26 protein-coding genes and 1 pseudogene are annotated in these 24,337 nt (G+C 70.2%); 10 read left to right on the forward strand and 17 right to left on the reverse strand.

Annotation, left to right across the window (positions count from 1 at the left end):
* The first annotated feature begins 144 nt into the window (after nt 1-144).
* Nucleotides 145-1,347, forward strand: a complete 1,203-nt coding sequence (locus tag FBY22_RS21495; protein WP_142148343.1) for an alkane 1-monooxygenase — start codon at nt 145-147, stop codon at nt 1,345-1,347.
* A 15-nt stretch (nt 1,348-1,362) separates the two neighbouring features.
* On the opposite strand, the gene FBY22_RS21500 is transcribed toward FBY22_RS21495, so the two are convergent.
* The 7 genes from FBY22_RS21500 to FBY22_RS21530 all read right to left on the reverse strand — a co-directional run bounded on the left by FBY22_RS21500 (nt 1,363) and on the right by FBY22_RS21530 (nt 6,258).
* Nucleotides 1,363-2,025, reverse strand: a complete 663-nt coding sequence (locus FBY22_RS21500; protein WP_142148345.1) for a LysE family translocator — start codon at nt 2,023-2,025, stop codon at nt 1,363-1,365.
* Nucleotides 2,026-2,112: 87 nt separating this feature from the next.
* Nucleotides 2,113-2,970, reverse strand: a complete 858-nt coding sequence (locus tag FBY22_RS21505; RefSeq protein WP_260845051.1) for an ANTAR domain-containing protein — start codon at nt 2,968-2,970, stop codon at nt 2,113-2,115.
* Nucleotides 2,971-3,567: 597 nt separating this feature from the next.
* Nucleotides 3,568-3,813, reverse strand: coding sequence for a hypothetical protein (locus FBY22_RS21510; protein ID WP_142148347.1), 246 nt, complete (start codon nt 3,811-3,813; stop codon nt 3,568-3,570).
* Between the two features lie 509 nt (nt 3,814-4,322).
* Nucleotides 4,323-4,661: a hypothetical protein gene (locus FBY22_RS21515; protein WP_260845052.1), complete on the reverse strand. Its 339-nt coding sequence runs from the start codon at nt 4,659-4,661 to the stop codon at nt 4,323-4,325.
* A 207-nt stretch (nt 4,662-4,868) separates the two neighbouring features.
* Nucleotides 4,869-5,534, reverse strand: coding sequence for an SMI1/KNR4 family protein (locus FBY22_RS21520; protein ID WP_142148351.1), 666 nt, complete (start codon nt 5,532-5,534; stop codon nt 4,869-4,871).
* Nucleotides 5,535-5,641: 107 nt separating this feature from the next.
* Nucleotides 5,642-6,019: a fic family toxin-antitoxin system, toxin component gene (locus tag FBY22_RS21525; protein WP_142148353.1), complete on the reverse strand. Its 378-nt coding sequence runs from the start codon at nt 6,017-6,019 to the stop codon at nt 5,642-5,644.
* Nucleotides 6,019-6,258, reverse strand: coding sequence for a hypothetical protein (locus FBY22_RS21530; RefSeq protein ID WP_142148354.1), 240 nt, complete (start codon nt 6,256-6,258; stop codon nt 6,019-6,021). The genes FBY22_RS21525 and FBY22_RS21530 overlap by 1 nt, the downstream gene beginning before the upstream one ends.
* 498 nt (nt 6,259-6,756) lie before the next feature.
* Here FBY22_RS21530 and FBY22_RS21535 point away from each other — a divergent pair, with 498 nt between their 5' ends.
* The 4 genes from FBY22_RS21535 to FBY22_RS21550 all read left to right on the forward strand — a co-directional run bounded on the left by FBY22_RS21535 (nt 6,757) and on the right by FBY22_RS21550 (nt 10,520).
* Entirely contained in the window at nt 6,757-7,005 is a 249-nt protein-coding gene (locus tag FBY22_RS21535) for a DUF485 domain-containing protein (protein ID WP_399211604.1), read from the forward strand.
* Complete coding sequence (locus FBY22_RS21540; RefSeq protein ID WP_142148358.1) at nt 7,002-8,612, forward strand: cation acetate symporter; 1,611 nt, start codon at nt 7,002-7,004, stop codon at nt 8,610-8,612. The genes FBY22_RS21535 and FBY22_RS21540 overlap by 4 nt, the downstream gene beginning before the upstream one ends.
* Before the next feature lie 190 nt (nt 8,613-8,802).
* Nucleotides 8,803-9,537, forward strand: coding sequence for a beta-glucanase (locus FBY22_RS21545; protein ID WP_260845053.1), 735 nt, complete (start codon nt 8,803-8,805; stop codon nt 9,535-9,537).
* A complete protein-coding gene (locus tag FBY22_RS21550) occupies nt 9,534-10,520 on the forward strand; it encodes an L-threonylcarbamoyladenylate synthase (protein WP_142148360.1) in 987 nt (328 codons plus the stop codon). Before FBY22_RS21545 ends, FBY22_RS21550 begins: the two co-directional genes overlap by 4 nt.
* 14 nt (nt 10,521-10,534) lie before the next feature.
* Here FBY22_RS21550 and FBY22_RS21555 read toward each other — a convergent pair whose 3' ends face one another.
* The 4 genes from FBY22_RS21555 to FBY22_RS21570 all read right to left on the reverse strand — a co-directional run bounded on the left by FBY22_RS21555 (nt 10,535) and on the right by FBY22_RS21570 (nt 15,195).
* On the reverse strand, nt 10,535-11,281 hold the full coding sequence (locus FBY22_RS21555; protein ID WP_142148362.1) for a TIGR03943 family putative permease subunit: 747 nt from the start codon (nt 11,279-11,281) through the stop codon (nt 10,535-10,537).
* Nucleotides 11,278-12,312 (reverse strand): permease, encoded by a 1,035-nt coding sequence (locus FBY22_RS21560; protein ID WP_142148364.1) that lies wholly within the window; start codon nt 12,310-12,312, stop codon nt 11,278-11,280. Before FBY22_RS21560 ends, FBY22_RS21555 begins: the two co-directional genes overlap by 4 nt.
* Before the next feature lie 1,002 nt (nt 12,313-13,314).
* On the reverse strand, nt 13,315-13,941 hold the full coding sequence (locus tag FBY22_RS21565) for a DUF3500 domain-containing protein (RefSeq protein WP_142148366.1): 627 nt from the start codon (nt 13,939-13,941) through the stop codon (nt 13,315-13,317).
* Nucleotides 13,942-14,034: 93 nt separating this feature from the next.
* On the reverse strand, nt 14,035-15,195 hold the full coding sequence (locus FBY22_RS21570; RefSeq protein WP_260845054.1) for an amidase domain-containing protein: 1,161 nt from the start codon (nt 15,193-15,195) through the stop codon (nt 14,035-14,037).
* A 268-nt stretch (nt 15,196-15,463) separates the two neighbouring features.
* Here FBY22_RS21570 and FBY22_RS21575 point away from each other — a divergent pair, with 268 nt between their 5' ends.
* Together FBY22_RS21575 and rox are read left to right on the forward strand one after the other, a co-directional pair.
* The gene (locus FBY22_RS21575; protein ID WP_142148370.1) at nt 15,464-16,243 is read left to right on the forward strand and encodes a hypothetical protein; all 780 of its coding nucleotides are present in this window, start codon (nt 15,464-15,466) and stop codon (nt 16,241-16,243) included.
* 267 nt (nt 16,244-16,510) lie between these two features.
* Nucleotides 16,511-17,935: a rifampin monooxygenase gene (gene rox, locus FBY22_RS21580; RefSeq protein WP_142152434.1), complete on the forward strand. Its 1,425-nt coding sequence runs from the start codon at nt 16,511-16,513 to the stop codon at nt 17,933-17,935.
* 72 nt (nt 17,936-18,007) lie between these two features.
* Here the strand turns inward: rox and FBY22_RS21585 are convergent, their stop codons facing one another.
* On the reverse strand, nt 18,008-18,292 hold the full coding sequence (locus FBY22_RS21585) for a hypothetical protein (RefSeq protein ID WP_142148372.1): 285 nt from the start codon (nt 18,290-18,292) through the stop codon (nt 18,008-18,010).
* Nucleotides 18,289-19,107, reverse strand: a complete 819-nt coding sequence (locus FBY22_RS21590) for a phytanoyl-CoA dioxygenase family protein (protein ID WP_174267229.1) — start codon at nt 19,105-19,107, stop codon at nt 18,289-18,291. The genes FBY22_RS21585 and FBY22_RS21590 overlap by 4 nt, the downstream gene beginning before the upstream one ends.
* Before the next feature lie 70 nt (nt 19,108-19,177).
* On the opposite strand from FBY22_RS21590, the gene FBY22_RS21595 reads away from it, so the two are divergent.
* Nucleotides 19,178-19,963 carry a helix-turn-helix domain-containing protein gene (locus tag FBY22_RS21595; RefSeq protein ID WP_142148374.1) on the forward strand — a complete coding sequence of 262 codons (786 nt, stop codon included), beginning with the start codon at nt 19,178-19,180 and terminating at the stop codon, nt 19,961-19,963.
* Nucleotides 19,964-19,998: 35 nt separating this feature from the next.
* On the opposite strand, the gene FBY22_RS21600 is transcribed toward FBY22_RS21595, so the two are convergent.
* Nucleotides 19,999-20,988, reverse strand: coding sequence for an aldo/keto reductase (locus FBY22_RS21600; RefSeq protein WP_142148376.1), 990 nt, complete (start codon nt 20,986-20,988; stop codon nt 19,999-20,001).
* Nucleotides 20,989-21,200: 212 nt separating this feature from the next.
* On the opposite strand from FBY22_RS21600, the pseudogene FBY22_RS44590 reads away from it, so the two are divergent.
* Together FBY22_RS44590 and FBY22_RS44595 are read left to right on the forward strand one after the other, a co-directional pair.
* Nucleotides 21,201-21,485 (forward strand): annotated as a pseudogene (locus tag FBY22_RS44590) (UBP-type zinc finger domain-containing protein); the annotation flags it as partial.
* Nucleotides 21,483-22,001: a DUF427 domain-containing protein gene (locus tag FBY22_RS44595; RefSeq protein WP_399212525.1), complete on the forward strand. Its 519-nt coding sequence runs from the start codon at nt 21,483-21,485 to the stop codon at nt 21,999-22,001. The pseudogene FBY22_RS44590 and the gene FBY22_RS44595, both read left to right, overlap by 3 nt.
* Nucleotides 22,002-22,051: 50 nt before the next feature.
* Here the strand turns inward: FBY22_RS44595 and FBY22_RS21610 are convergent, their stop codons facing one another.
* The 3 genes from FBY22_RS21610 to FBY22_RS21620 all read right to left on the reverse strand — a co-directional run bounded on the left by FBY22_RS21610 (nt 22,052) and on the right by FBY22_RS21620 (nt 24,249).
* On the reverse strand, nt 22,052-22,420 hold the full coding sequence (locus FBY22_RS21610) for a glycosyltransferase (protein ID WP_142148381.1): 369 nt from the start codon (nt 22,418-22,420) through the stop codon (nt 22,052-22,054).
* A gap of 522 nt (nt 22,421-22,942) precedes the next feature.
* Entirely contained in the window at nt 22,943-23,434 is a 492-nt protein-coding gene (locus FBY22_RS46025) for an SDR family NAD(P)-dependent oxidoreductase (protein WP_142148383.1), read from the reverse strand.
* 95 nt (nt 23,435-23,529) lie between these two features.
* Nucleotides 23,530-24,249 carry a haloacid dehalogenase type II gene (locus FBY22_RS21620; RefSeq protein ID WP_142148385.1) on the reverse strand — a complete coding sequence of 240 codons (720 nt, stop codon included), beginning with the start codon at nt 24,247-24,249 and terminating at the stop codon, nt 23,530-23,532.
* Nucleotides 24,250-24,337: the final 88 nt, after the last annotated feature.

Consider the following 24,337-nt stretch of genomic DNA (forward strand, 5'->3'; position numbering starts at 1 on the left):
CTGACGTTGTGTCAGAACGTTTACACGGCGCCTCCTTTGTCAGCGCTCTCGTCTCCGTGGCACTGTCTGCTCACCCCCCGAAGCGTGCTTTCGCCGTCCCGGACCGGTGCGGCGGAAGCACGCTCCCTTCGCCAAGGAGTCCTCGTGGAGCCAGCGCCGTACGATGCCCGCGTCTGGCGGGATCCCAAACGCCCCCTGTGGCTGCTCGCCCTGGCCGTGCCGACCCTGCCGTTCCAGGCGGGCGGTCTGGTCGCCCTCACGCACCTGCGCGTCTTCTGGTGGTGGGGTCCGTTCTTCGCCTTCGTGCTCGTCCCCCTCATCGACTGGCTGACCGGACCGGACGGCGCCAACCCGCCGGACGAGGCCGTGCCGCGACTGGAAGCCGACCGCTACTACCGCTGGTGCACCTACCTCTATCTGCCGCTCCAGTTCGGCGCCCTCATCTGGGCCTGCGGCCAGTGGGCGACCGGCCGGCTGTCGGTCGCCGACGACCTGGGGCTCGCCGTGACGACGGGTGTCGTGGCGGGCGTCGCCATCAACACCGCTCACGAACTGGGCCACAAGCGTGAGCAGTTGGAGCGGCGGCTGAGCCGTATCGCGCTCGCGCAGACCTGGTACGGGCACTTCTACGTCGAGCACAACCACGGTCACCACGTCCGGGTCGCCACACCCGACGACCCCGCGAGCAGCCGTATGGGCGAGAGCTTCTGGCGGTTCCTGCCGCGCACCGTGTGGGGCAGTCTCCGCTCGGCCTGGGAACTCGAGGCGCGCCGGCTGTCCCGGCGCAAGCGAGCGGTGTTCGGCCCGCACAACGAGATCCTGACCGCCTGGGCGCTCTCGGCCGCCCTGTTCACCGCACTCACCGCGGTGTTCGGCCTGCGGGTGCTGCCCTGTCTGGCGCTCCAGGCGGTGCTCGGCTTCTGCCTGCTGGAGACGGTCAACTACCTGGAGCACTACGGCCTGTTGCGCCGTCGCCGACCGGACGGCCGCTACGAACGCGTGGCGCCCCGCCACAGCTGGAACAGCGACAACACGGTCAGCAACGTCTTCCTCTTCCAGTTGCAGCGGCACTCCGACCACCACGCCAACCCACTGCGCCGCTATCAGACCCTCCGCCACTTCGACGAGGCGCCCCAACTCCCCTCTGGTTACGCCACCATGATCGTGCTGGCCTGGTTCCCGCCGCTGTGGCGCCGGGTGATGGACCACCGGCTGATGAAGCACTACGACGGCGATCTGACCCGCGCCAACCTGCATCCGCCCCTGCGACGCCGGCTCTTCGGCACCACGGGCGCACTGCCCGCCACGGCGCCGAGCACCCCGCCGGAGGCGCGAAACGCCGGCTGACAGGCACTGCTGCTGTCAGGCGGCCGCGACACCGATGCCTATGGCGATGAACAGCCAGCCGGTGGTCAGTTCCCACCGGTCACGAATCCTCGGACGAGCCAGAAGCGCGCGAAGGCGGGCCGCGACGGCGACCAGCGCGAACCAGTAGACGACACCGATCAGCACGTCCAGAAGGCCGAGGAGGAAGATCTGCCGGGTGGTCGATCCGCCGCCGTGGACGAACTGCGGCAGGATGCTGAGGAAGAACAACGCGGCCTTGGGGTTGAGTACGTTGGTGAGGAAGCCCTGGGCGAAACCGGACGGCCAACGGCTGGCACCGGGCCCAATCTCACTGGTCCGGTGCGGTGTTGGGACGCCCTCGGTGCGATGATGCCCGGCACGCCGCTCCTTGGCCGCCCGACGGGCGGCCAGGACCGCCCGGATTCCCAGGTAGACGAGGTAGGTCGCGCCCAGCAGCTTGACGGCGTCGTAGACCACCGGCGAACGCGCGGCGATCACCGAGAGCCCGACGGCGGCGGCGAGCATGTGCACGCACAAGCCCGCCTGGGCCCCCAGCGCCGCGGCCCGCCCCTTCACGGGATGCTCGGTGGCCGATCTGACCACCACCAGGAAGTCGGGGCCGGGGACGACGTAGGCCACCAGGACCACTCCGAGGAAGCCGACGAGATCGACAGACATCCGCTCTCCGTTTCGTCGGGCCTGTAGCGAAGGTGGCCTCGGGTACCCCGGGTTCACCGAGATAGTGACCGTCGCAGCGACGGGCTGTCAGTTCCGGCCGGTGACCGTTCGGTGGAGATGGTCGAGGGCGACGGGGACGACGGTGCCGCGGTGCCACGACAGCCACAGGCCGACCTGCCTGCCGAGTTCGTGCAGCGCGCCGAGCCGGTCGGGCGACAGATCGTGCAGCGGACGCTCGTGATGGGAGGAGATCATGCCCCTCACCTCGCCGTTCGGACCGAGCAGCGGCACGCTGTGACAGGCCTGACTGCCGGCCTCAAGGATCGTCCTGCGGGAACCTTCGTCGAAGATGTCGGAGGCGGCGACATCCTTGACGGTGACCTGCCGGACCTCTTCGGCGGCCTGCGCGCAGGAGGTCGTCGAGGTGGCGACGAAGGCGAAGTAGTCGGTGAAGGGACGGTCCAGGCCGGTGTGCCTCTCCATGCGCAGCGTCCCGCTCTCCACCACCTGTACGTTGCCCATCTCGGCGCCCGTGAGGTGCAGCGTCCGGTCCAGGGCGGCCTTGAGTACGGCGCCGTAGCCGGCCCGTCCCGCTCCGCTCGCTCGCAGCGCGGGCATCGGCGGCTCGGGCCTGCGCCGACGGCTCGGGGCCCAGTGGGGAGCGTGCGCCTTGGGTGCGGGAAGGCGGACCGCGACCTCGGCGAGGACATGGAGTTTGATGTTGAACCGCTGAGAAGTGCGGCGCAACAGATCGAAGGCCTCCTGCCGGGAGGATATGCCGTACCGCGACACGAGCAGTGCCTCGGCCCGTGCGACACCGGCGTGGGCCAGTCGCCGGTTCCGCTCCCCGACGGCGTCATCCCCGGCGTCGTCCTGCGCGGCGTCCTGGGCGCTGGGGCGCTCCCCGCCGGACGGCGCGACGGGCGTGCTGGGATGGTCGGTCACGGTCAGGCCTCCAGTGTTTGCGGCGATCGTGCGGCGTCACGCGACTGCGTTTCGCGCCCGGGCATCATGCGGTGCTTCCGGCTGGAACACCTACCTCCACTGTATGCATGCTCAAGCGCCTCACGTACCGACCAGGGGGTGGACCGGCATCGTTCCCTTCCTGACCTGGAGCGGTGCACAATTGCCGACCATGGGGTCGAAGGGCGGCCCATCCGGTGCGCGAGTAACTCCTCGAACGTGCCGGCCTGTCCGAGGAGCTCTTCGCGCCGTCGATGACCGCGGCCGTCCATGATTCCGACCCCGGCTTCTGCCGCTGGTTCGTCGAGTCCGTGCTCCACGCGTTCGGACGTCGGCGGGTCACAATCGCCCTGCTTCACCGTGCGCGGAGAGGCACGGACGCGGAGCGGTCGGGCGCCTAGCGGGCCTGGTGCTGCGCCCAACTGCCGCTGCGTGCCGTGCGGTCTCCCGCCCACGTGCCTGGCGGAAGTCGTGACCCGGCTTTCGACGAGTGTCAGGTCGTGGTCGGCGAGTGGCTGCGGTGCGCCGCCTCGTCCGACCGCGGGGCCTGACCGAATGGCCGCCCGGTCCCAGGACCGTTTACGCGGTCAGCCAGCGGTGCAGGGCCTGGTGTACCTCCGCGGGCAGCGCGCTGATCTGGTCGATGGCTTCGCAGTCGCCGGGCAGCGGGGCGATGCCGGCTGCGGTGAGCACCGCGTGCAGTTCCAGACGGCGCAGGTCACGCGGCTCGATGTGACGGGGCAGCCGGTGCGCGGGGTTCGGGGGCGGCAGCAGGTCGTCGTCGGTGTGCAGAGTGCTGATCAACGAGTCGGTCATCAGGGTCATACCGCGCTCCTTGCTCACAGGGGGTGTCGTTGTCGGTGTGGGAGAGGCGAGTTGGCCGGTTGCCGGTTGCGGTCCGCGCGAGCTACCACGCGAAGGATGCAATCCGCTGCTTGTCATATCCGCCGATGCGCAGGCGGAGACAGCCGTGCGGCGGTGCATTACCCGCGCAGGGATGCACGCGTGTCCGGTCGGCGGACGCAGGCAGCCGCCTCTTCAGCGGCCTGCATCTGCGCACACAAGGAACACTCCGCCTCGGCGCTCACGAGGCAGCCGTCGTCCTGAGCAGAGGGTTCGAGCTGTGCCGCGCGTACACCGGAAACGTACTCATCGTGCTGGGGGTGCTCGTTCATGACGTCGTCAACCGGCGCCGGCCCGAGCTGGTTGCTGTCCGTGACCGTGCGCCCACCGCCCTGCGAACACCTCGTGACATTGCGGCCAATACGCAACATTCGGGCGACACCGCGTTTGAGCGCAGGGCTCCGCTTCCGCGCTGGGCCGACCGACGCGGATCAACCGCAGGGAGCGTGTGGTGTGGGCCGAGGCAGGGTGAGGATCCCGTCGACCGTCTCCGCCACTCTCGCCTGTTCCTTGAGCACGGTCAGCCGTTTCAGGAGTGCGTAGCCCTCCACGAGGACGGTCTCGTGCCCCCCGTAGGACTCCAGGTTGGTGACGGCGGCCTCCACGTGCCGGATCTCGGAGACGAGCATCGCCACCGCGTGGCCTCGGGCGACGGCGGTCCCGACGCGGGGATAGAGCATCGGCAGGAGTTCGGCGCCGCTGGCGTTGCGGATCGTGTCGGCGTCACTGCCGCCGATGGCCTCCAGCCGCTCCCTGGCATGTTCGATCACGCGGACGAGAATGCGGAAGTCCGCCTGACTCAACTCAATGGCCACGTTGTTGGCATCTCTGAAGTCGGAGGCAGGTTCGTCCCGTCTTCGCTTCGAGAACCACGCCACTGACGCCCCCCATGTAGACAACCGGAACTCTGACTGATTTATATGCCAACTGTTGCAGGATAAAAACTATCCGTACGCGATCAGTCGTACTTACGGGCGTCAGGACAAGGCCTGCAGTTGCCGTTCCGTGAGCTCGAGCCAAGTCCGGTACCACTGGGCGAAGTTCCGGCCGGACGGCCTGATCCCCCCGTCCGCCGGCCTCAAGTCCTCCCATATGGCACCCCGGTGGGGGCCCGTCATCACCAGGAGCGACGTGTAGCCGCACCCCTGCTCGCTGAGGAACACCGCTCCGGCCTCCTGGGCGTCGCTCAGTTCCTCGCAGTGCGCGTCCCATGCCGCGTAGGCGCGGCGGAACGCGTCCTCGGACGCAAAGGCACCCCTCTCGGGCTCCTGCGTCTCGAGCGCGTCCAGTTCCTCCTGCAGCGCTTCGGCCACGAAGGGTTGTCCGGCGAACCGGGCCGTGGTGGGCTGCCCGGGGTAGGCGAGCCCGACGCCGCGCCATTGCCACCCGCCGTCACCCGATACCGGCGTCATGAGCCCGTAGTGGGGGCCGGCGCCGCCGCCTCCGACACAGCGCAGAAAGCTCCGGTACTCCGTCGGCAGGCCGGTCCCCAGGTCCGCCTCGAGTGCCCGCAGCTCTCCTTCGTCCAGGACCGGACCGAGCCGAAAGCCGTGGCCCCGCGCCCCGAAGATCTTCTCCGCCCCCGGGAGTTCGGCCAGTCGAAGTACCCGCTCCCCGACCCCCGCCCATATGTCCTCGATCATGGAGACACGCTAGTGGTGCACGGGCCACGCGGACACGCGATTATCGAGCGCCGGAGTCCGACACGTTCCGTCGGTGGCCGGCCGCGAGGGTCACTGCCGTGGCGCCGTCATGTGGCGGTGGGCCAGGTTCGCAGCAGGGCGGCGATCTCTCCCGCGGTGCAGGCGGGATCGAGCAGCAGATCCTTGAGGGCGACGGCATCCTCGCGGGCGGGCTTGACGGTGATCCCGGCGGCCTCCAGGTACATGACCCCGGAGGCGGCGGCGACGGCCATGTTGGAGCGCTCCAGCCAGCGGCAGCGGCCCAGCGTGTGCACGAGGGCGGCGGCCTTGGCGTAGGGGCCGTCGTAGACGGGCTGCTCGAACAGCTCGGCCCGGTGCCGGGCCACCGCCGAGACGGGAACGCCGTAGTCGTCGGGGGCCGGATCGTCCGCCCCGGCGGCCTCGGCGACCTGAAGGATCCAGGGAACGTCGATGTGCAGGTCCATCAGGCGGCGCGCGCTCCCCCGGGCGACTGCTGGGCCTCTTCGGCCTCGTCGAAGACGCTCTGGTGTTCGGCCAGGAAGCGGGAGGCCGCGTCCACGGCACGGGCACGCAGACCGCTGGCATCGTCCTGCACCAGCCTGGCCAGGTAGTCGCCGACGCTCAGCCCCAGGTCGGCGGCGCGCTTCCGCGCGAGCTCCGCCACATCCTCGTCCACGCGCGCACCCAGCTGTGTCTTAGCCATACCCCGGATGGTAACAGTTGTTACCGCCCCTTGGGGCGCGGCGGGATGCCATGTGCTCGGACACGCCCGCACCGGGAGAGGCACGGCATGCCGCAGCCGGCTCGGGGGTGACTGCGGCATACCGCGCCTTCGGTCTCCGGAAGGTACGAGGAGGATCACCTTCCGGAGGTGACCATCGACTGCCCCGTCCACGCGCGGTCACACTAGGCCGAACAGGCGAATTGCCAGGCACGTCCGCCACACCGACCACACCCGCAACATCCAAGGTCAGCGGGGGAACCGGGCGTCACCAGGCTTTTCGCCGGAAGCCGCTGCGCGCGCCCCGCCGGCCGCAAGTTATACCCGGCGCAGCACCGGCCCGCCCGGCACGCCTTTTCCACCCCGGGCCCCCGTCGCACCGCGCGAACGAGGTACGGGTCCCGGCCCGCCTTCGTTTCGTGGACGGGCCCGCACCGCGATCTGCGGCTGCTGCGACGGGCGAGTCGCCGGCTGCGCCGCGTGGCGACCTTCGCCGCTCTGGGCTACTTCGCCGTCTTCCTCACCCTGACCGTCCGGCTCCCCTCCCTCATGTCCCGCCCCGCACCCGGCGGGCTGCCCACCGGCCTTCTGCTCGCCGTCGCCCAACTCCCCGTCACCTGGCTGGCGGTGCTCCTCTACGAGTTCACCGCACGCTGGTACGTCGACCCCCTCGCCCGGCGCGTTCGCCGGTATGCGAGCGGCGCCGACGACGGGGAGGGGCGGCCGTGACCGACTTCTCCGGCACCGCGCAGTCCTGGTCACTCGTCGCGTTCTGCACGGTCGTCACCCTCACTCTTCTGCTGTGCGTGCTGACAGGCCCCGACCGCGACGACCTCGCCGAGTTCTACACCGGCTACCGTTCCCTGTCGCCGCTGCGCAACGGCCTGGCCATCGCCGGTGACTACATCTCCGCAGCCACCGTGCTCACCATCGGCGGTGTCATCGCGCTGTGCGGTTACGACGGTGTCGTACTGGCCCTGAGCACCTTGTTGTCGCTGCTGTTGCTGATGGTGTTGCTGGCCGAACCCCTGCATCACACCGGCCGGTTCACCATGGGCGACGTGCTGGGCCGACGGCTGTCGGGCCGCGCCGTGCGCATCACGGCCTGTGTGGTCACCCTTGCCTCGCTGGTGCCGATGATGGTCGTACAGCTCGCCGGTGTGGGGCAGTTGCTGGCCTACGTCCTCGGCTTCACCGACAGCGCGATGCGCACGGGGTGTGTCATCGGAGCCGGCGGCCTGATGATCACGTACGCGGCCATCGGAGGCATGCGGGGCACGGCGCTGATCCAGATCCTCAAGACGGTGATGCTGCTCGGGTCCGGGCTGATCGTCGCCGGGCTCATCCTGCACACCTTCGGCTGGAACCCGCGCAGTCTCTTCCAGACAGCCGCGCACCACAGCGGAGCCGGTGACGCGTATCTGCGTTCCGGCCTGCAGTTCGCCGACGGCCCGCACCGCGACCTCGACATGATCAGCACCCAGTGCGCCATCGTCCTCGGCGGTGCCTGCCTGCCGCACGTCACCATGCGCATGTACAGCGCGGGCAGCGCACGCCAGGTCCGGCGCGCGATGAGCTGGGCGGTCTCCACGGTGGCCCTGTTCATGGCCGTCGTGATCGTCATCGCCGTCGGTGCCACAGCCCTGATCGGGCGGACGGGCGTCACGGCCGCGGACGCCCGCGGCAACACCGCCTATCTGCTGGGCGCGCGGGCCGCGTTCGGGACGCGGCTGTCGAATGCGGAGAGCCTGTTGTTCACGACGGTCACCACGGCGATCTTCCTGACACTGCTGGCGTCCGTGTCGAGCATGACGCTCGCCTGCGCCAACTCCCTGACCCACGACGTCGCCGCCACCCGCCGCCCCCTGGGGCCGCTGCGGGAGACGGCGCTGGCCCGGCTGGCCGCTCTCACCGTGGGCCTCCCGGTGATTCTGCTCGCCGTGGTGGCCCAGCACCGCAGCCTCCAGCCGCTCGCCATCCTGTCCTTCTGCCTGGGCACCTCGGCCATCGCCCCCGCGCTCGTCTACAGCCTCTTCTGGCGCCGCTACACCCGCACCGGCCTGCTGTGCACCCTCATCGGGGGCGCGGTGAGCGTGCTCATTCTCATCACCGGCACCAACCTCGTCTCCGGGAGCCCGCAGTCGGCCTTCCCCGACGCCGACTTCAACTGGTTCCCCTTCACCACCACGGCCCTGATCTCGGTACCGGCGGGCTTCCTGTACGGCCTGCTGGGCACCGTGCTGTCGCGCAGGCGGACGACGGTGCGAGAGGCAGACCGCTACGAGGCGATGGAGCATCTGCTGCTGGCCGGGCCGCCAGGACCCGGGACACGATGACGCTGCATCCCCGGGATCGAGGAAGGGCGCCTTCATTCGCGCCCCAACCGAGCGTTCGACCGCACGGCACACGTCGTACACCCAGGAGAACGAAGTGGAAGCGCGATGCCGTGGCCACCGCATGGCCGGCGTCTCGCACGGGCAGCACTGGGCCGACCTTATGCCGCTTTCGGCCACCACGGAGCAGCACGTGAGCGATGTCGTCTTCACAGCCGATTTCACCTCCGAACGCCAGTGGGTCGCGGGGCGTTCGTGGGCCTATCCCGACGGCGGCCCGACCAACCCCGGCGACAACAAACTCGACTACCTCACCGCGGACCCGGCCTACTCCCGCACCGGCACCTTCCGCGCCACCAGGAGAACGGACGGCTGGTGGGACGCCGGTCTGCTCACCACGGAAGGAAGCGACGAAGGCTTCATGGTCCGCACCGGCGACCGGCTCCGGGCCAGGGTCTGCCTGCCCACCGGGCTCGGGGCGTGGCCGGCGATCTGGACATGGCGGGACGGGGGCAACGAGGTCGACGTCTTCGAATACCACCCCGACAACCCTGACCTGCTGGAACTGTCCAACCACGTGCGGCAGGGTCACAGCTACCTGCGGCACCCGGCGGTGCGCCCTGGCGCGACCATCGACCTGCAGGTCACGTTCGGCCGCCACGATGTGGTGTGGTCGCTCGACGGGACGCAGGTCTTCGCCGACGGCCAGGGCGTCGGAGCCCGCTGGCACGCGTTCCTGATCGTCAACCTGTCCGTCTGCGCCGGCCGCTACCACCCGCGCCCCGACCCCACGGCCACCGAACTGTCCTACCGCGTCGAAACCCTGACCGTGCACCGTCCGTCAGCGCCCTCCGTACCGCACCCCACCGTCCCGGAGGCCCGCAGTGATGATCATGGACGGCGCGAGTCGTCGGCGCACCTAGAATGACGCGAGTGACGGCAAGCTTCATTGACATCGAAAAGGCAGCCGGTGTGCTGCGCGCCGGCGGTCTGGTGGGCCTTCCGACCGAAACCGTCTACGGGCTGGGCGCCAACGCCGAGGACCCCGCCGCCGTCGCGCGCATCTTCCAGGTCAAGGGACGTCCGCCGTCCCACCCGCTGATCGTCCACATCGGCGGCGCGGAGCAGCTGGACGACTGGGCCGAGGACGTGCCCGCGACGGCCCGTCTGCTGGCCGAGCACTTCTGGCCCGGACCGCTCACCCTGGTCCTGCGCCGCGGTCCCCGGGTGCCCCTGGAGGCGACCGGCGGCTTGGAGACGGTGGCCGTGCGGGTGCCCGCCCACCCCGTCGCCCTCGCACTGCTGTCGGCCTTCGGCGGCGGTGTCACCGCCCCGTCCGCCAACCGCTTCGGCTCCGTCAGCCCCACCACCGCCGACCACGTCCGCGCCGAGCTCGGCGACGCCGTCGACCACGTGCTGGACGGCGGCCCGTGCGAGGTCGGCGTCGAGTCGACCATCGTCGACGCCACGGGAGAGGTCCCCCGCATCCTGCGGCCCGGCGGGGTCACGCGCGAGGATCTCGAAGCCGTACTGGGACATCCGCTCGCGGTCCCCGCCACCAGTGACGTCCGGGTGCCGGGCCAGCACCCGTCCCACTACGCGCCGCGTGCGCGGGTCGTCCTCGTCGAGCCCGAGGACGTCGTCGCCGAGGCGGAGCGCGCGCAGGCACTGGGGCACCAGGTGGGCGTCTTCCTTCCCTCCGTCTTCGCCGACGCCGCGCCGAAGGCCCACGCCGTGGTGACGGTCCCCGACTCGATGACCGCCTATGCGCACGGCCTCTTCGGGTTCCTGCGCGAACTGGACCGACAGGGCTGCGACCTCATCGTGGCGTCCCTGCCGGCGGAGGAAGGGCTGGGCTTGGCGATCGCCAACCGGCTCCGCCGCGCCGCGGGGCCCCGAAGCAGCGTCTGACGAGCGCCTCCGCGCTATCGCGTGGGGACCAAGGGAAGATCGTCGGTGTACGAGTTCACCGGCTTGGGGGCTTCCTCCACGGAACGGGCGTCGAGTGCGACGGACGCGGAGCTGGTGCCGAGGGTTCCGCCGGGGTGCCAGGTACCCGTGACGGACACCCAGGTGTCGGCCGGCGGGGCCGAGCCGTAGATCCGTAGCTTCACGGTCTGGGCGTCGGCCGCACAGCAGGAAATGATGATGCGGGTCAGGTACCAGCTGCCGGGCTGTTTGCCGGGCGTGACCAGACCGCTCAGCTGGACCGTACGTCCCTTGATGGCCCGCGTGCGGTCCTGCTGAACGCGGAGGGTGAAGTCGGTGAGGGTGATCGGAAGCGGCGAGGTGGCAGGCAGCGGGTCGAACCTGTCCTGCTGCGTGACCGCCTTGGCCGGCTCACGGGCAGCGGTGTACGCCCCGAGGGCGGGCGGGGCGTAGAGCAGCAGGCTCAGAGCCGGGAGGAACAGCAGCCACGCGACGCGGGGCGCGCTGGAATGGTCGTGCCCATGGCCGCCCTCGCCATGAGGAACGTGCTCTTCGTGCTCGTCCCTCCTGCCGTAGGACATCGCGTCTGCCACGCCGAGCAGGATCAGCAGGACGCCGGAGGCGATGAGCAGCGGGCGCATCCCCTCCTTGACGTAGCGCAGGTACAGGTCGGTGAACAGGGCGATGTGCAGCAGGCCGAGCCCGCTGAGGGCGAGCAGAGTGATCTGAAGCGGACGTCTCACAGCAGTGCTCCCCCGATCAGCGCGCTGGAAAGGACCGCGACGACGACCGTGGCGGCGGAGAACCGGAGCGCGAAGGCCCGGCCGAAGGTGCCCGTCTGGAGGGCGATCAGCTTCAGGTCGACCATCGGGCCGACCACCATGAACGCCAGCCGTGCGACCGGCGAGAACCCGCTCAGTGAGGCCGCCACGAAGGCGTCCGCCTCCGAGCACACCGCCAGCAGGATCGCCAGCCCGGCCAGAAACAGCACCGACAGCCAGGCCGAGCCGGAAAAGGTCTCCAGCACGGAACGGGGCACCGCCACGTTGAACGTGGCCGCCGCCATGGCCCCCACCACCAGGAAGCCGCCCGCGTGCAGGAAGTCGTGCTGGAAACCGGCCCGGAACTCCCGCCACCGGCTCGCCCCGGCCTGGTGCCCTGTGTGCCGTACGGCCGGCTTCAGCCATTCGGCACGCCCCAGCCACAACCACAGCCAGCCCATCACCGACGCCGTGACGATCGAGGCCAGCAGCCTGGCGGCGACCATCGCCGGGTGCCCGGGGAAGGCGACAGCGGTGGCTGTCAGGACCACCGGGTTGATCGCCGGTGCCGACAGCAGGAACGCGAAGGCGGCCGCAGGCGTGACACCGCGGCCGATGAGACTGTTCGCCACCGGCACCGACGCGCACTCGCAGCCCGGCAGGACGACTCCCGCCATACCGGCCACCGGCACGGCGAGCACCGGCCGGCGTGGCAGCACCCGGCTGAACACACGGGCCGGGACGAACGCGTTGATGGCGCCGGACAACGCCGTGCCCAGCAGAAGGAACGGCAGCGCCTGCACCGTGACGGCGAGGCAGACGGTCCGCCACGCCTGCATCGCGGGGGTCTGCAACCCCTTGCCCACGAGGTACAGGACCGTTCCGGGCACGATGGCCGCGCCGAGAAAGATGAGCGGCCAGGTCCGTGGCCAGCCGGGGGCGGCCTCGTCCTTCACCGTTCTGTCCGAGTCGGCCTGCTCGGCCGCCTCCGCCAGTTCTGCTGTTCGCTGCATTGCCGCTCCGCCTGTCAGATGATCGGGGCAAACATAGCGGGCGCCTGCGAACACGAAACAAGAACACGCCGACCGCCGAGCTCAGGGGAAGCGGCCGGAAAAGCACGAGGCCCTGGCCGGGCCGGGGCCGTCCAGGGCTCGTCGCCTGCGTAAAGCTGTGTGCCGCTGCTCGAGAGCGAAGCTCCGGGTACGGGATCGGTGTCGTCCTCCGAATGGGCCGTGGGCCGTGGGCCGGCGGCCTCGGCCGTCTCGGAACGTGTCCGGAACCGAGCGCTTCAGCGTCCAGGCGATCGCGGTGGGGGCGGTCGCCGCGAGAGCGGCCAGTATCGGCGTGGTGTGGCCTCCCGCGCCGTCGGCCGCGGCGGCGACGGGGTTCGCAAACCCCGTTCGGCCGAGCAGCCAGCCGACCCGGCGACGGCCGTGAGTACCGCGCCGGCCAGGCGCTCCCCGGCCTGGACGCGGAGGCGGGCGAGGACCAGCAGCGAGAGCAGGGCCAGGCAGACCAGCTGGCCCGCACCAAGGAGAAGGCCATGCCGTGGCCCAGACCGAAGACGCCGGCCACGGTCGCCTCCCTGCCGGGAAACAGGGGGCGGATGGCGTGGACCGCACCCACCAGGATGCTGACAGCGATGAACCTCCACCGGCCGTCCGGGGATGTCGAGGCGGCCCAGAGAACTCGCGGCCAGGGCGACCGAGTGGCCCACGGTGAAGGCGAGCGTGGTACGGCCGATACGGGCAAGCGCCGTGCGAGCGCTCACCAGGCCGTTCCAACCGCCCCTGCCGGCGGCCAGGGGGGGCCGACAGGAGGAGGATCAGCAGGAACAGCAGATGATCGGTGCCGGTGAGGATGTGGTTGCCGCCGAGTTCGGCCATCGCCACGAAGCAGCGCCACGTGCCGCCGGCCCCGAGATCGACCTTCAGCGGCGGGACCTTCATGTGCCGGACGTCGAGCTCGATGCTGCCGACCTGCGTGACGCCCGTGCCGTCGACCTGCCCGGCCGCTCAGTCCTGACGGTCCGTTACCAGCGTGACGTGCGTGACGACTTGGCGGAGGATGACGTCGTAGCCGAAGGTGCGGCGTACGTCCGCGCCGGCGGGCGTGGTGAGCGCGGCCCGGACGGTCGGCTCGCGGTACGGGCCGGTGGCCGTCTGCCGGGTGCGGCTCAGGTGCATCGCGCCGATGCCGACGCGCCATGCCTTGCCGGCGGTCGTGGTCGGGTGGGTGATGTTCACGGCGAGAGGTGGTGGCCCGCCGAAGTGCAGCTGCCAGGTGCCGGACTTCGACGTGCTGCCCAGGAAGGCCAGGCAGTAGGAGCCGCTGCCGTACGAGAAGCCTCCCTGGCCGCCGCCGGTGCCGCCGGAGGGCGGGGGGCCGGTCGGGAGGTCGGTGGCCGTCGCGCTCGGATCCGCCGAGGCCGAGTCGGTGGCCGAGGGGGCTGTCGAGGCCGAGCCGGTGGCTTCCGCCGAGGCCAGGACGTCGTCGGCCTTGGGGGTCTGCAGGACGTGCTCGTAGCCGGTGTCCTTGCCCGAGCCCAGGGCCACCTTCAACACGTGCTCGGCGGCGGTCAGTTGATCGGCGCTCAGTGAGCCGAACTCGATGCCGGGCCGGCAGGAGGAACCGCACGGCAGGTCCGACCAGCATCCTCATGCCGGGCCCGAAGATTCGGGACTTGTGTGGTGCGGGGTCGGGGACCGGTCGCCCGGTCCCCGGTCACGCGCCGGTCAGGTCCGGTAGGCGTAGTACGCCGCGTTCGGGTACGACGCGACGATGCTTGCCACCGACCTGCGGAAGGTGTTGGTGGAGTGGTACGTCACGTACGGCACCCCCTGCGGGCTGCGGTAGGTGACGATCATCGTGTGGTCCTTGGAGCCGTCCTTGTCGAAGTCCATCTGCAGCACGTCGCCGACGTCCAGCTGGTAGACGTTGGCAAGGCTGGTGGCCCGCTTCGAGTTCAGCGCGAACCAGGAGAACTCGTTGACGCCGACGAACGAGTCCGACTGGATGTCGGAGTTGCCGAACCACTTCGTGTAGTCGTACACGTAGCCGGGAACGTGCTTCCAGCCGCCCGCCTTCAGCGACTGGCTGACGAAGTTGGTGCAGTCGCCTCCGCCGCCCTGGCCGTTGAAGTTCGGGTACGCGGGGTTGTAGTTGCTCCAGTACTTCTCCGCGTACGCGGCCATCGCCTTGTAGTCGTAGCCGGTGGCGGAGAAGTTCTTCGGGTTCGCGGGCGCGGGCCACGTGGTGGCGGAACGCGTAGCCGAGGGCATGTTGTCGTCGGCCGTGGTCGGCGCCGCCTTGATGGACGGCTTGGCCGGCTGGTTGACCGCGAGGTAGCCCGCGTCGGTCTCCCGGATGTTCGACAGCTGCCAGTTGCCGTTGGAGTCGGCCGTGAAGGTCAGCTTGTGGTGAGCCTGGAAGCCGGTCGTCTTCGGCTCGTTGCCGCTGACCTTCTCCCCGCCGACCTTCTTGTACGTCAGCGTGGTCGTCTCGGTGACCTGCACCGTGGCATGCCGACCTCGGACGACCGTCCGGTCCAGCGAGACCTTGGTGTTGCCCGCGCTGTAGGTCTCACCGAGCGCCTGCAGACGGGACTTACGGTTGCGCAGCTGGGACAGAGCGGTCTTCTCGTCGTCCGACAGCGTGGAGGACATGCTCACATCGCCGGAGAAGCGGGACGACAGCGGCGTGCGCCGCCCTTTGCCGCTGTCCAGCAGAGCGTCCGTGCGCTCGGTGAAGACCGCGTCGGCCAGCCGCTGGAAGGTGGCCTTGGTCGCCGGGTCCACGGTCGGCTGGTCGGCCCCGACCGCGGCGCCCGCACTCCAGTTGGGCAGCAGCGCCGCACCGGCGACCACCGATGCGGCGGCCGCCGTCACTATGGTCACGTGACGCCGTCTGCGGCTCAGTTTCCTTGATTTCACTCGATTTTCCCCTCTGCCGGCACAGCGATGTACGTACCGGGCGACGGAATCTTCGCACGCCGTGTGTAGCTGCTGTGAAGGGGGATGCGCCAGTGAAACCGACGAAGTGGCCGCCGACGCAGGACCGTCGACGCGCCGAGCCAGACAGACCGGCACAGTGCCGACCTCATGGGCGGGAACGGTTCTGTGGTCGCATAGCCTCTCTTGGCACGCGCACGACAAGGGGAGGATTATGAGAGGCAGAACAGCCTGGGCCGCGGCCGGCGGAGCGGTGGCTCTGGTGCTGGCCACCGCGACCGGCGCCCACGCCGAGGGGCGGGGCGACGTCCGGGTGGTGAAGACCGTGGTCAACGGCGGCGGCAACGTCATCGTGGGTACGTCGAGGACGATCCGCTACCCGATCGACATCACCGTCAAGGACGACTCGGGGGTGAAGGGACTCACCCACGTCAGCACCTTCAACATGACGAACGGCTGGTCGTTCGCGACGTGGGACGGCGACTCGTCCTGCACGAAGAAGAGCGCGACCACCTCGGTGTGCCGGGCCACGATGACCATCGACCCCGCCTGGATCGCCGACAGCGACGACACCGACAGCAACAAGGTCGCCGGCGTCTGGCAGGTCAACGCTACCGTCAAGGCGAAGGACGGCGACTACTGGATCTCCGACCACATCGCCGAGTACAAGGTGAAGCGGGCCGTTCAGCTCCCGACAGTGATCGCACCCGAGTCGGTCGCCAAGGGCTCCACGGTGACCGTCACCGGCAAGCTCTCGCGGGCCAACTGGGAGGACCTCAAGTACCACGGGTTCACCGGTCAGCAGGTCAGGCTCCAGTTCCGGCAGAAGGGCGCCGCCCACTACAGCACGGTCAAGACCGTGACGACGGGCGACGCGGGGAAGCTGGCCACCAAGGTCACCGTCACGGCGGCAGGCAGCTGGCGCTGGTACTTCCCCGGCACGACGACCACCTCGCGGAAGGTGTCCACCGGAGAGGTGCTCAACCTGAAGTGATCGGCGAACGACGCCGTGGGGGCCCGGAGGCGTTCGTTCTCCGGGCCCCGACTCAGCCGCGCTGCGAAAAGCGTTGGACGGCCGATGCCGGGGCTTGTAGCTTGCGGTGGACCGTGACACCGCCCGAGGAGGTGAGACCCATGAACGCTGTATCGACGTGGGTGCTCCCCCTTGTGGTCACGGCCGGCGACTGACGTGAGTGTCGCCGGGAGCGCCTCCACCACAAGGCACTCCCGAAAGGCAACACCAGTGGACTTCAAGCCCCTCATGTACGACGTGATCATTGCGGGATGCGGGCCGACCGGCGCGATGCTGGCTGCCGAACTACGGCTGCACGACGTGCGGGTACTCGTTGTGGAGCGGGAAACCGAGCCCGTGTCCTTCGCCCGCATCGTCGGTCTGCACGTGCGCACTGTCGAGCTGATGGCCATGCGCGGGCTCCTGGAACGCATGCTCGCCCACGGACGGCGGCGTCCGGCCGCCGGCTTCTTCGCCGCCATCGCCAAACCCGCCCCCAAGGACCTGGATTCCGCGCACCCCTATCTGCTGGGGATGCCGCAGCCGACCGTCGTCCGCCTCCTGGAGGAACACGCGGTCCACCTGGGTGCCCAAGTCCGGCGCGGTTGTGCGGTAGTCGGTCTGGAGCAGGACGACGAGGGCGTGACCGTCGAGCTGACCGACGGCGAACGGCTGCGTTCGCGCTGGCTCGTCGGCTGTGACGGCGGCCGCAGCACCGTACGCAAACTGCTCGGCGTCGGCTTCCCCGGCGAGCCCTCGCGCACCGAGACGCTGATGGGCGAGCTGGAAGTGGGTGTGCCGCACGAGGAGATCGCCGCCAAGGTGAGCGAGATCCGCGAGACCCATCAGCGGTTCTGGCTACGGCCCGTCGGCGAAGGGGTCTTCAGTGTCGTGGTGCCCGCCGCGCACGTCGGCGATCGCGCGGAACCGCCCACGCTCGAGGACTTCAGGCAACAGCTGCGCGCCGTCGCCGGAACCGACTTCGGCGTGCACTCCCCGCGTTGGATGTCCCGTTTCGGCGATGCCACGCGGCTGGCCGAGCGCTATCGGGTCGGGCGGGTGCTGCTGGCCGGCGACGCGGCACACATCCACCCGCCCACCGGCGGACAGGGGCTCAACCTGGGCGTCCAGGACGCGTTCAACCTCGGCTGGAAACTGGCGGCGCAGATCCGCGGCTGGGCGCCGGAAACACTCCTGGACACCTACCAGGCCGAACGCCGTCCGGTCGCCGAGGACGTGCTCGACAACACCCGCGCCCAGATGGAACTGCACTCCACCGAGCCCGGCCCGCAGGCCGTGCGCAGGCTGCTCACCGAACTGATGGACTTCGACGAGGTGAACCGCTACCTGATCGAGAAGATCACCGCGATCGACATCCGCTACGACTTCGGTGCGGGCCCCGACCTGGTCGGCCGCCGCCTGCGGGACATCGACGTGAAACAGGGGCGCCTCTACGATCTGCTGCGCCGCGGCCGCGGTCTGCTGCTGGACCGCACCGAACGCCTGAGCACCGGCGGCTGGTCGGACCGGGTCGACCACCTCGCGGATCCCACCGCGGCACTGGACGTCCCGTGCGTCCTGCTGCGCCCGGACGGTCACGTCGCCTGGATCGGAGACGACCAGCGAGACCTCGACGCCCACCTCCACCGCTGGTTCGGCCAACCCACCGGCTGACCCTGCCGCGGTGCTCTGACGCCCCGGCCGGCGTCAGAGCACCGCGCCCGACACCTCACCGCCGTGCCCGGCTCACACCGTCACCAGTCGCTCGAAGAAGAACTCGTGCTTGAGGAACGACGTCTCGTGCTCCGCCCCCGGGTACGGCGGGATCAGCTGGGCGGCCTGGAAGAGACGCCAGCCGTCCTGGAGTGCGGCGACACCGGTCTCGTACGGCGGCTGGTCCTCGTCTCCGGTGGTGGGCCGGGTCGTGCCGGTGCCGTCGTAACGTGCCCATCCGATGACCGGGGAGTCGAGTGCGGAAGTGTCCAGGTACAGGACGAGGACCTGCTGCCGTACCGTGTTCGAACTGGTCACGCGTGGCTCCTCTGCGCAGGTCGGTTCGAGATCCGGGTGGCCCAGTACTCGATGTCGAAGTCCGGGTCACCGCACAGGACCCGCCAGAGCCTGATCCGGTTGTGGATCTCCAGACGGCCGGTGGCCGTTTCGTACCAGGGGAAGGTCCGTCCCAACTCCTCGCGGACAGCCGGGCCTTGGAGGTCTGTGGTGTCCCACAGCCGTGTCTGCGGCACGGTCGGGTTGAAACGGATCTTGTACATGTGGCGGACGGTGTCACTGTCGTTGCGGCGGCCGCCGTGCCAGACGCCGTGGTGCAGCAGCAGGACCGTGCCGGCCGGGCAGGTCAGCCGGCTCTGGCCGCGCAGGTTCTGGTAACGGCCGGTGTCCGACTCGTTGGTGCGGCGCAGATGGCTGCCCGGGACGACGAGCGTGCCGCCCATGTCCGCGGTGACCTCCTGCGGGTAGTACATCAGCTGCACGTCGAAGGCGTCGGTCCGCAGGTCGATGAGGGCGTCGGCGTGCAAGGGCTGCGCGCTGCCCTCATGCGGTTGACGGGTGTGCACGAAGTGGTGGTCGACCGTGGGATCGGGGCCCACCAGGCTCTCCAAAGCGCCCGCGACCGACGGCAGTTCGACGAGCCGCCGGGCGAAGGATCCCACGGGGAACGCCTTCGGCACAGCGGTGCCGTACGGAACCGGTGGCAGTCCCTCGGCGAAGACGCCGAACGCCTCCTCGTTCAGCTCACGGGGCACGACGCCGTCCAGGCGCAGGAAGCCCTGTGCCACGAACCGCGCCACCTGGGCAGAGCTCAGCAGTTGTCGTGTGGTTGGCATACGGCAACCGTAGGAAGAGACGGCTTGCTCGTCGTGGGCTGTAATCGGCGATCACTGGTAATTTTCCGCCATGACACACTCCGTCGAGCTGACCCTCGACCTGCCTCCGCACGTGGAGAACGCGGGTGTGGGCATCCATGGCCACGCGGGGCCGCACGAGGTGTTCCGGCTGCCGCACCTGTGGCAGCTCCATCTGTACACCTACTCCGGCACCCTGGAGTTCGACGGCTTCCGGCATCCGATCCGCCCCGGACACGTCAGCCTCGTACCGCCCGCCACAGAGGTCCACTTCCACTACGACCGCACGCCCTCCCAGCACCTGTACGCCCACTTCGCGCTGCCCGGAGACGGAGAGCGGCGCCGGATCCCTGCGATGCAGGACGCGGGAGCGGATGCCGCGATCCTCACCGCGATGCTGCGGCAGACGGTGGCCGCGGGCTCCCACTCCCCCACCCGCGCCGCGGCGGAACTCTGGACCATGCTGTGGCGCCTGACCACCCTGGCCCGCGCCTCCGGTACCGGGGAGGGAGCCCGGCATCCCGCCCTGCGGACCGCCATGGCCCACATCGAGCAGCATCTGGCGGAGCAGTTGAGCGTCCCGGACATCGCCCGTGCCGCCGGGATCTCCCACACCCAGCTCACCCGCCTGTTCCGCAAGGACACCGGACTCACCGTCGTCGGCTACGTCCGGCGCCGCCGGATGGAACGCGCCCGGCACCTCCTGATCGCCTCGACGCTCGCCATCCCGGCGATCGCCGCGACCGTCGGCATCCCCGACCTGCAGGCGTTCAACAAGACGTGCCACCGGGAACTGGGCGCCTCACCGCGTGCCGTCAGGCGTTCAGGAGGTCGATGAGGGGCGCGTGCACGCGCTCAGTCGGCGCTCTTCGTCTACCGGTTGACGGACCGCATGCCCGCCTCGTCGTAACGGTCACCGGCGGCCTCGGGCAGCTCCGCGTCGATGCGAGCCAGATCGTCCTTCGTCAGGATGATGTCGACCGCCGCGGCGTTCTGCTCCAGGTAGGTGCGGCGCTTGGTGCCCGGGATCGGCACCAGGTCCTCGCCCTGCGCCAGCACCCACGCGATGGCCAGCTGAGCCGGCGTCACGTCCTTCTCGGCGGCGATCTCCTTGACCTTCGCCGCCAGTCGCAGGTTCGCCTCCAGATTGGCGTCCTGGAAGCGGGGGTTCTGGCGGCGCCAGTCGTTGGAGTCCAGCTCGTCCGGCGAGGAGAACCGTCCGGCGAGGAAACCGCGGCCGAGCGGCGAGTACGGGACGAAGCCGATGCCCAGCTCCCGGCAGGCGGGCAGCACCTCGGCCTCCACGTCCCGCGACCACAGCGAGTACTCACTCTGCACGGCCGTGACCGGGTGTACGGCGTGAGCGCGCCGGATGGTCTGCGCGCTCGCCTCACTCAGCCCGATGTGGCGCACCTTGCCCTCGGCGACCAGTTCCCCCAGCGCGCCGACGGTCTCCTCGATGGGCACGTTCGGGTCGACCCGGTGCTGGTAGTACAGGTCGATGTGGTCGGTCCCCAGACGCTTCAGGGAGCCGTGGACCGAACTGCGGACGTGCTCCGCCGAGCCGTCCTGCGGGCCGACCGTGCTGATGTCGCCCGGCACGGCGTCGTCCATCCGGTAGTTGAACTTCGTCGCGATCACATACTCGTCACGATGACCCCGGATCGCCTCGCCGACGAGGGACTCATTGGTGAGCGGCCCGTACATCTGCGCGGTGTCGAGGAAGTCCACCCCGAGGTCGAGGGCGTGTCGGATGGTCGCGATGCCCTCGTCCTCGTCGGTGGACCCGTAGAAGGCGGACATGCCCATGCACCCCAGGCCGATGGCCGATACCTGCAATTCCCGCAGACTACGCTTCTGCATGTCGTGTCCCAGCCTTTCCTGGTCCCTGTGCGCGGTTACGTCCTCGACGCTATGACTTGGAGCGCACTCCATGGCAAGTCCAACGTGCTCGTGGTGCTTCACAGATGCTCACGGTCTGCATCCCCGGCACGGGGTGGGGGTGAAGCAAGAGGCGAGGACAGGAACGGCAGAGGAGAGACCGTGAACAGCACTGCACCGGCCGGTGATCACCGATGACGAAGTGGACGCCCCGGCCCGACGGCGGGCGGCCCTCGGGGAAGCCTTGTTCCCACATCTGGGCCGCCGATCCGACGCCGCTGAGCGGGACGTGCCCGTCCTGCGCGGCGCGCGGACGTACGCCGGCCGCTCTGCTGCTCTGCCTGACCTGCGGTCACGTGGGTTGCAGCGACAGCTCCCCCGGCGCTCACGCCACGACGCACTTCGACTCCAGCGGACACCCGGTGGCACGCTCCCTGGCACGCGGCCAGGAGTGGGCCTGGTGCTACGAGGACGAGGTGTACCTGGACCCGCTGCCCGAAGGTCCGACGCCGCGTTCCGCGCCGCGACCGCCCGAGTCGGTCTGGGACTACCCGCGACCGCCCGCCGTACGCGAGGACGACCGCCACGTGCGGGTCGAATGCGCAGGCGAGGTGGTGGCGGACACCCGGAGGGCGGTCCAGGTACTGGAGACCAGTCATCCCCCGGTGTTCTACATCCCTCCGGCGGACGTCCGTACGGAACTTCTGATTCCATCAGTCTCGGGCCGGACCTGGTGCGAGTGGAAGGGCGCGGCCCGGTACTGGGACGTCACCGTGGGAGAGGAGGTACGCGCTCGGGCCGCTTGGAGCTATCCCCGTCCCGAGCCGGAGTACGCGATCCTCACCGACTTCCTCGCCTTCTACCCGAGCCGCATGGACCGCTGCACGGTCGCGGGCGAGGTCGTCACGGCGCAGGAGGGCGACTTCTACGGCGGCTGGATCACCTCGGAGGTGCGGGGGCCGTTCAAGGGCGGGCCGGACACCTTGATGTGGTGAAGTCGCGCCTTCGTGCCTCGCGCCCCCATGTCGACCCCTCGCCCCGCTCGTCAGCGCGTGCGCACGGCGCCATACTCGGCGGCCGGCTCGTCCGCCATGCGTGCCACGGAGAACCGTTCGGCCACCAGCTTCCCGCTCGCGGCCGCGTAGCGACGTCGGTCGTCGGCGGAGGTGGCCGCGATACGCCGCAACCCCCGCATCAGCCCGGCCTGGCCGGAGGTGTCCATCAGGATGCCGTTGACCTGGTCGCGGAGGTAGTACGCGACGCCGCCGCGGCGCGGGCCGGCGACGGGAAGTCCCGAGTCCATCGCCTCCAGCACCGCGATCCCGAACTCCTCCTTCGCGCTCGGGCACACGTACCAGCAGCAGGTCGGCCGTGCGCTGCCGCAGGGCACGCTGCAGGCGGCGTACTTCGGCATTCGGCAGGGCGGGGAGCAGGGCCAGGCGTCCGGCGGCCTGCGAGCAGGGTGTCGATACGGCGGCGGATGTCGTCCTCGACGGCCGTGCCGGCGCCGGGGCTGCCGCCGACGAGGACCAGGGTCGTGGTGCGCCAGGTGTCCGTCACCAGCCAGGCCCGGACCAGCAGGTCCTGCTGCTTGACCGGGTGCAGTCGGCCCACGCACAGCAGCACGGGCAGTTCACGGTCCCGGGGGTCAAGGGCGTCGGGGCGTGTGCCGTCCCGGTAGAGCCGCTCCAGTACCGCGCGGCGCCGGTCGTCCTCGTCGGATGCGGGGCGGTAGGGAGCAATGCCCTCGGGCGGCGCGCTCGGTCCGCTTCCCTCGTTGAGGCGGGAGAGGCCGGGGAAGTGGCGGACCAGTTCCCGTGTACCGCCGCGTCCGGGGATACCGACGACCGTGTCCGCGCGCTCGACGAGCCGGTCGGCCACGAACACCCGGTGCAGGTCCTGCCGGAGTGCGTCCGCCGCCGTCGGGTCGGCCGGATCACTCGCCCCATGGCGCTCGGCCCCGGCCGCCGTTCGTGACGCCACATGCCCGGCGCCGGGTCAGCCCAGCGGCCTGCCCGACGCAGGCAGCGGCACCGGCGTGCCGAACCGCACCTGGAGGCCGGGAGCGTACAGAACGCTCACGGGCTCGCCCTGCGGCCTCGACAGGCCGGCCGCCGCGACCGGCGACCGCGTCCTCCACCTCCCCGGCGGGCCCGAAGGCGGCAACTCCGACGCACACGACGACACCGTCCAGGCCGCCCAGCTCCGCGGCCGCCCAGTCGACGGTCTTCGCACAGGAATCGGCGTCCCACGCCTCGAAGGCGCGGGCGGGTACGTGCTCGCACGCCGCCGAGACACGAGTGAGGGCCTCGCGGTTACGACCGGCCAGCGCCGTGCGGACGCCGAGGGCGTGCAGACGGACGGCGAACGCCGCCCCGATCTCCCCGCCGGCACCGGGCACCAGAATCCGTGCGCCTCGTAGGTCCATGCCCCGCCTCCCGATTCCGTCGACGACCTGGCACTACGTGTCTGGTTTCGCCGGTCGGCCGTCGGCCGGATGCAGGCGATGGCACGCCGGAGGAGTCAGCCCGCCTCTCCGTGGACGTCTCCGCCTTCCTGCCGGGCGACGGCCAGTGCGTCCGCGAGCTCCCGCAGGTCCTGCGCGCTGCGGCTGGGCGGGGTCATCGTCCGCGGGTACACGGAGGCGCCGCGCCGCAGCCACGCTCCATGCAGTCCCGCTCGCCGTGCCCCGTCGATGTCCCACGGGTGCACGGCGACCAGCATCGCCTGCTCGGGCCGAACGCCGACCCGCTCGACGGCGTACCGGTAGGCGGCCGGTGCCGGTTTCCAGCAGCGTGGGCCGCTGACGTCCGACAGGGCCTCGAAGCAGTGCAGCACTCCCGCCCTGTCCAGCAACCGCTCGGTCCCGGCGACGCTGCCGTTGGTCATCGCGGTCAGCCGATACCCCGCCTTGCTCAACTTCCGTACGCCGTCCGGCACATCGTGGTGAACGTCCAGCTGGGAGAAGCCATCCAGAATGTGCCTGGCCGCGGCCTCTTCATCTCCCGTCCACTCCCCCAGCCCGGACAGCAGCGTCCGCAGCCCGTCATGGGCCAGGGACATGAAGTCCGCATAGGCACCGGCGGCCGTCAGGGCGAAACCGTCCCGCAGCACCCCGGCGAACCAGGTCGGCAGCAGATGCCCCGGAGCGCCGACGTCCTCGAAGCGACCGCGCAGCGGCGTGAGGTCGCTGAGCGTCTCATTGACGTCGAAGACGAGGACCTGGGGCCGGTCGGCAGCCATGTTCTCCCCCTTCCTGGCGTCCGTACGCGGTCGTCGGACGCCGTGGCCGTCAGGCGGCGAGTACCCGCCCTGCGTGGGGTCGCCGCGG

The sequence above is a fragment of the Streptomyces sp. SLBN-31 genome, from assembly GCF_006715395.1.
Classification (GTDB): Bacteria; Actinomycetota; Actinomycetes; order Streptomycetales; family Streptomycetaceae; genus Streptomyces.

Excerpts from the sequence above, each read along its gene's own strand:
- FBY22_RS21500 (WP_142148345.1), bottom strand. The coding sequence starts at position 2,025 with ATGTCTGTCGATCTCGTCGGCTTCCTCGGAGTGGTCCTGGTGGCCTAC.
- FBY22_RS21510 (WP_142148347.1), bottom strand. The coding sequence starts at position 3,813 with ATGACCCTGATGACCGACTCGTTGATCAGCACTCTGCACACCGACGAC.
- FBY22_RS21520 (WP_142148351.1), bottom strand. The coding sequence starts at position 5,534 with ATGATCGAGGACATATGGGCGGGGGTCGGGGAGCGGGTACTTCGACTG.
- FBY22_RS21525 (WP_142148353.1), bottom strand. The coding sequence starts at position 6,019 with ATGGACCTGCACATCGACGTTCCCTGGATCCTTCAGGTCGCCGAGGCC.
- FBY22_RS21530 (WP_142148354.1), bottom strand. The coding sequence starts at position 6,258 with ATGGCTAAGACACAGCTGGGTGCGCGCGTGGACGAGGATGTGGCGGAG.
- FBY22_RS21550 (WP_142148360.1), top strand. The coding sequence starts at position 9,534 with ATGACGCGAGTGACGGCAAGCTTCATTGACATCGAAAAGGCAGCCGGT.
- FBY22_RS21560 (WP_142148364.1), bottom strand. The coding sequence starts at position 12,312 with ATGCAGCGAACAGCAGAACTGGCGGAGGCGGCCGAGCAGGCCGACTCG.
- FBY22_RS21575 (WP_142148370.1), top strand. The coding sequence starts at position 15,464 with ATGAGAGGCAGAACAGCCTGGGCCGCGGCCGGCGGAGCGGTGGCTCTG.
- rox (WP_142152434.1), top strand. The coding sequence starts at position 16,511 with ATGTACGACGTGATCATTGCGGGATGCGGGCCGACCGGCGCGATGCTG.
- FBY22_RS21590 (WP_174267229.1), bottom strand. The coding sequence starts at position 19,107 with ATGCCAACCACACGACAACTGCTGAGCTCTGCCCAGGTGGCGCGGTTC.
- FBY22_RS21595 (WP_142148374.1), top strand. The coding sequence starts at position 19,178 with ATGACACACTCCGTCGAGCTGACCCTCGACCTGCCTCCGCACGTGGAG.
- FBY22_RS21600 (WP_142148376.1), bottom strand. The coding sequence starts at position 20,988 with ATGCAGAAGCGTAGTCTGCGGGAATTGCAGGTATCGGCCATCGGCCTG.
- FBY22_RS21610 (WP_142148381.1), bottom strand. The coding sequence starts at position 22,420 with ATGCCGAAGTACGCCGCCTGCAGCGTGCCCTGCGGCAGCGCACGGCCG.
- FBY22_RS46025 (WP_142148383.1), bottom strand. The coding sequence starts at position 23,434 with ATGGACCTACGAGGCGCACGGATTCTGGTGCCCGGTGCCGGCGGGGAG.
- FBY22_RS21620 (WP_142148385.1), bottom strand. The coding sequence starts at position 24,249 with ATGGCTGCCGACCGGCCCCAGGTCCTCGTCTTCGACGTCAATGAGACG.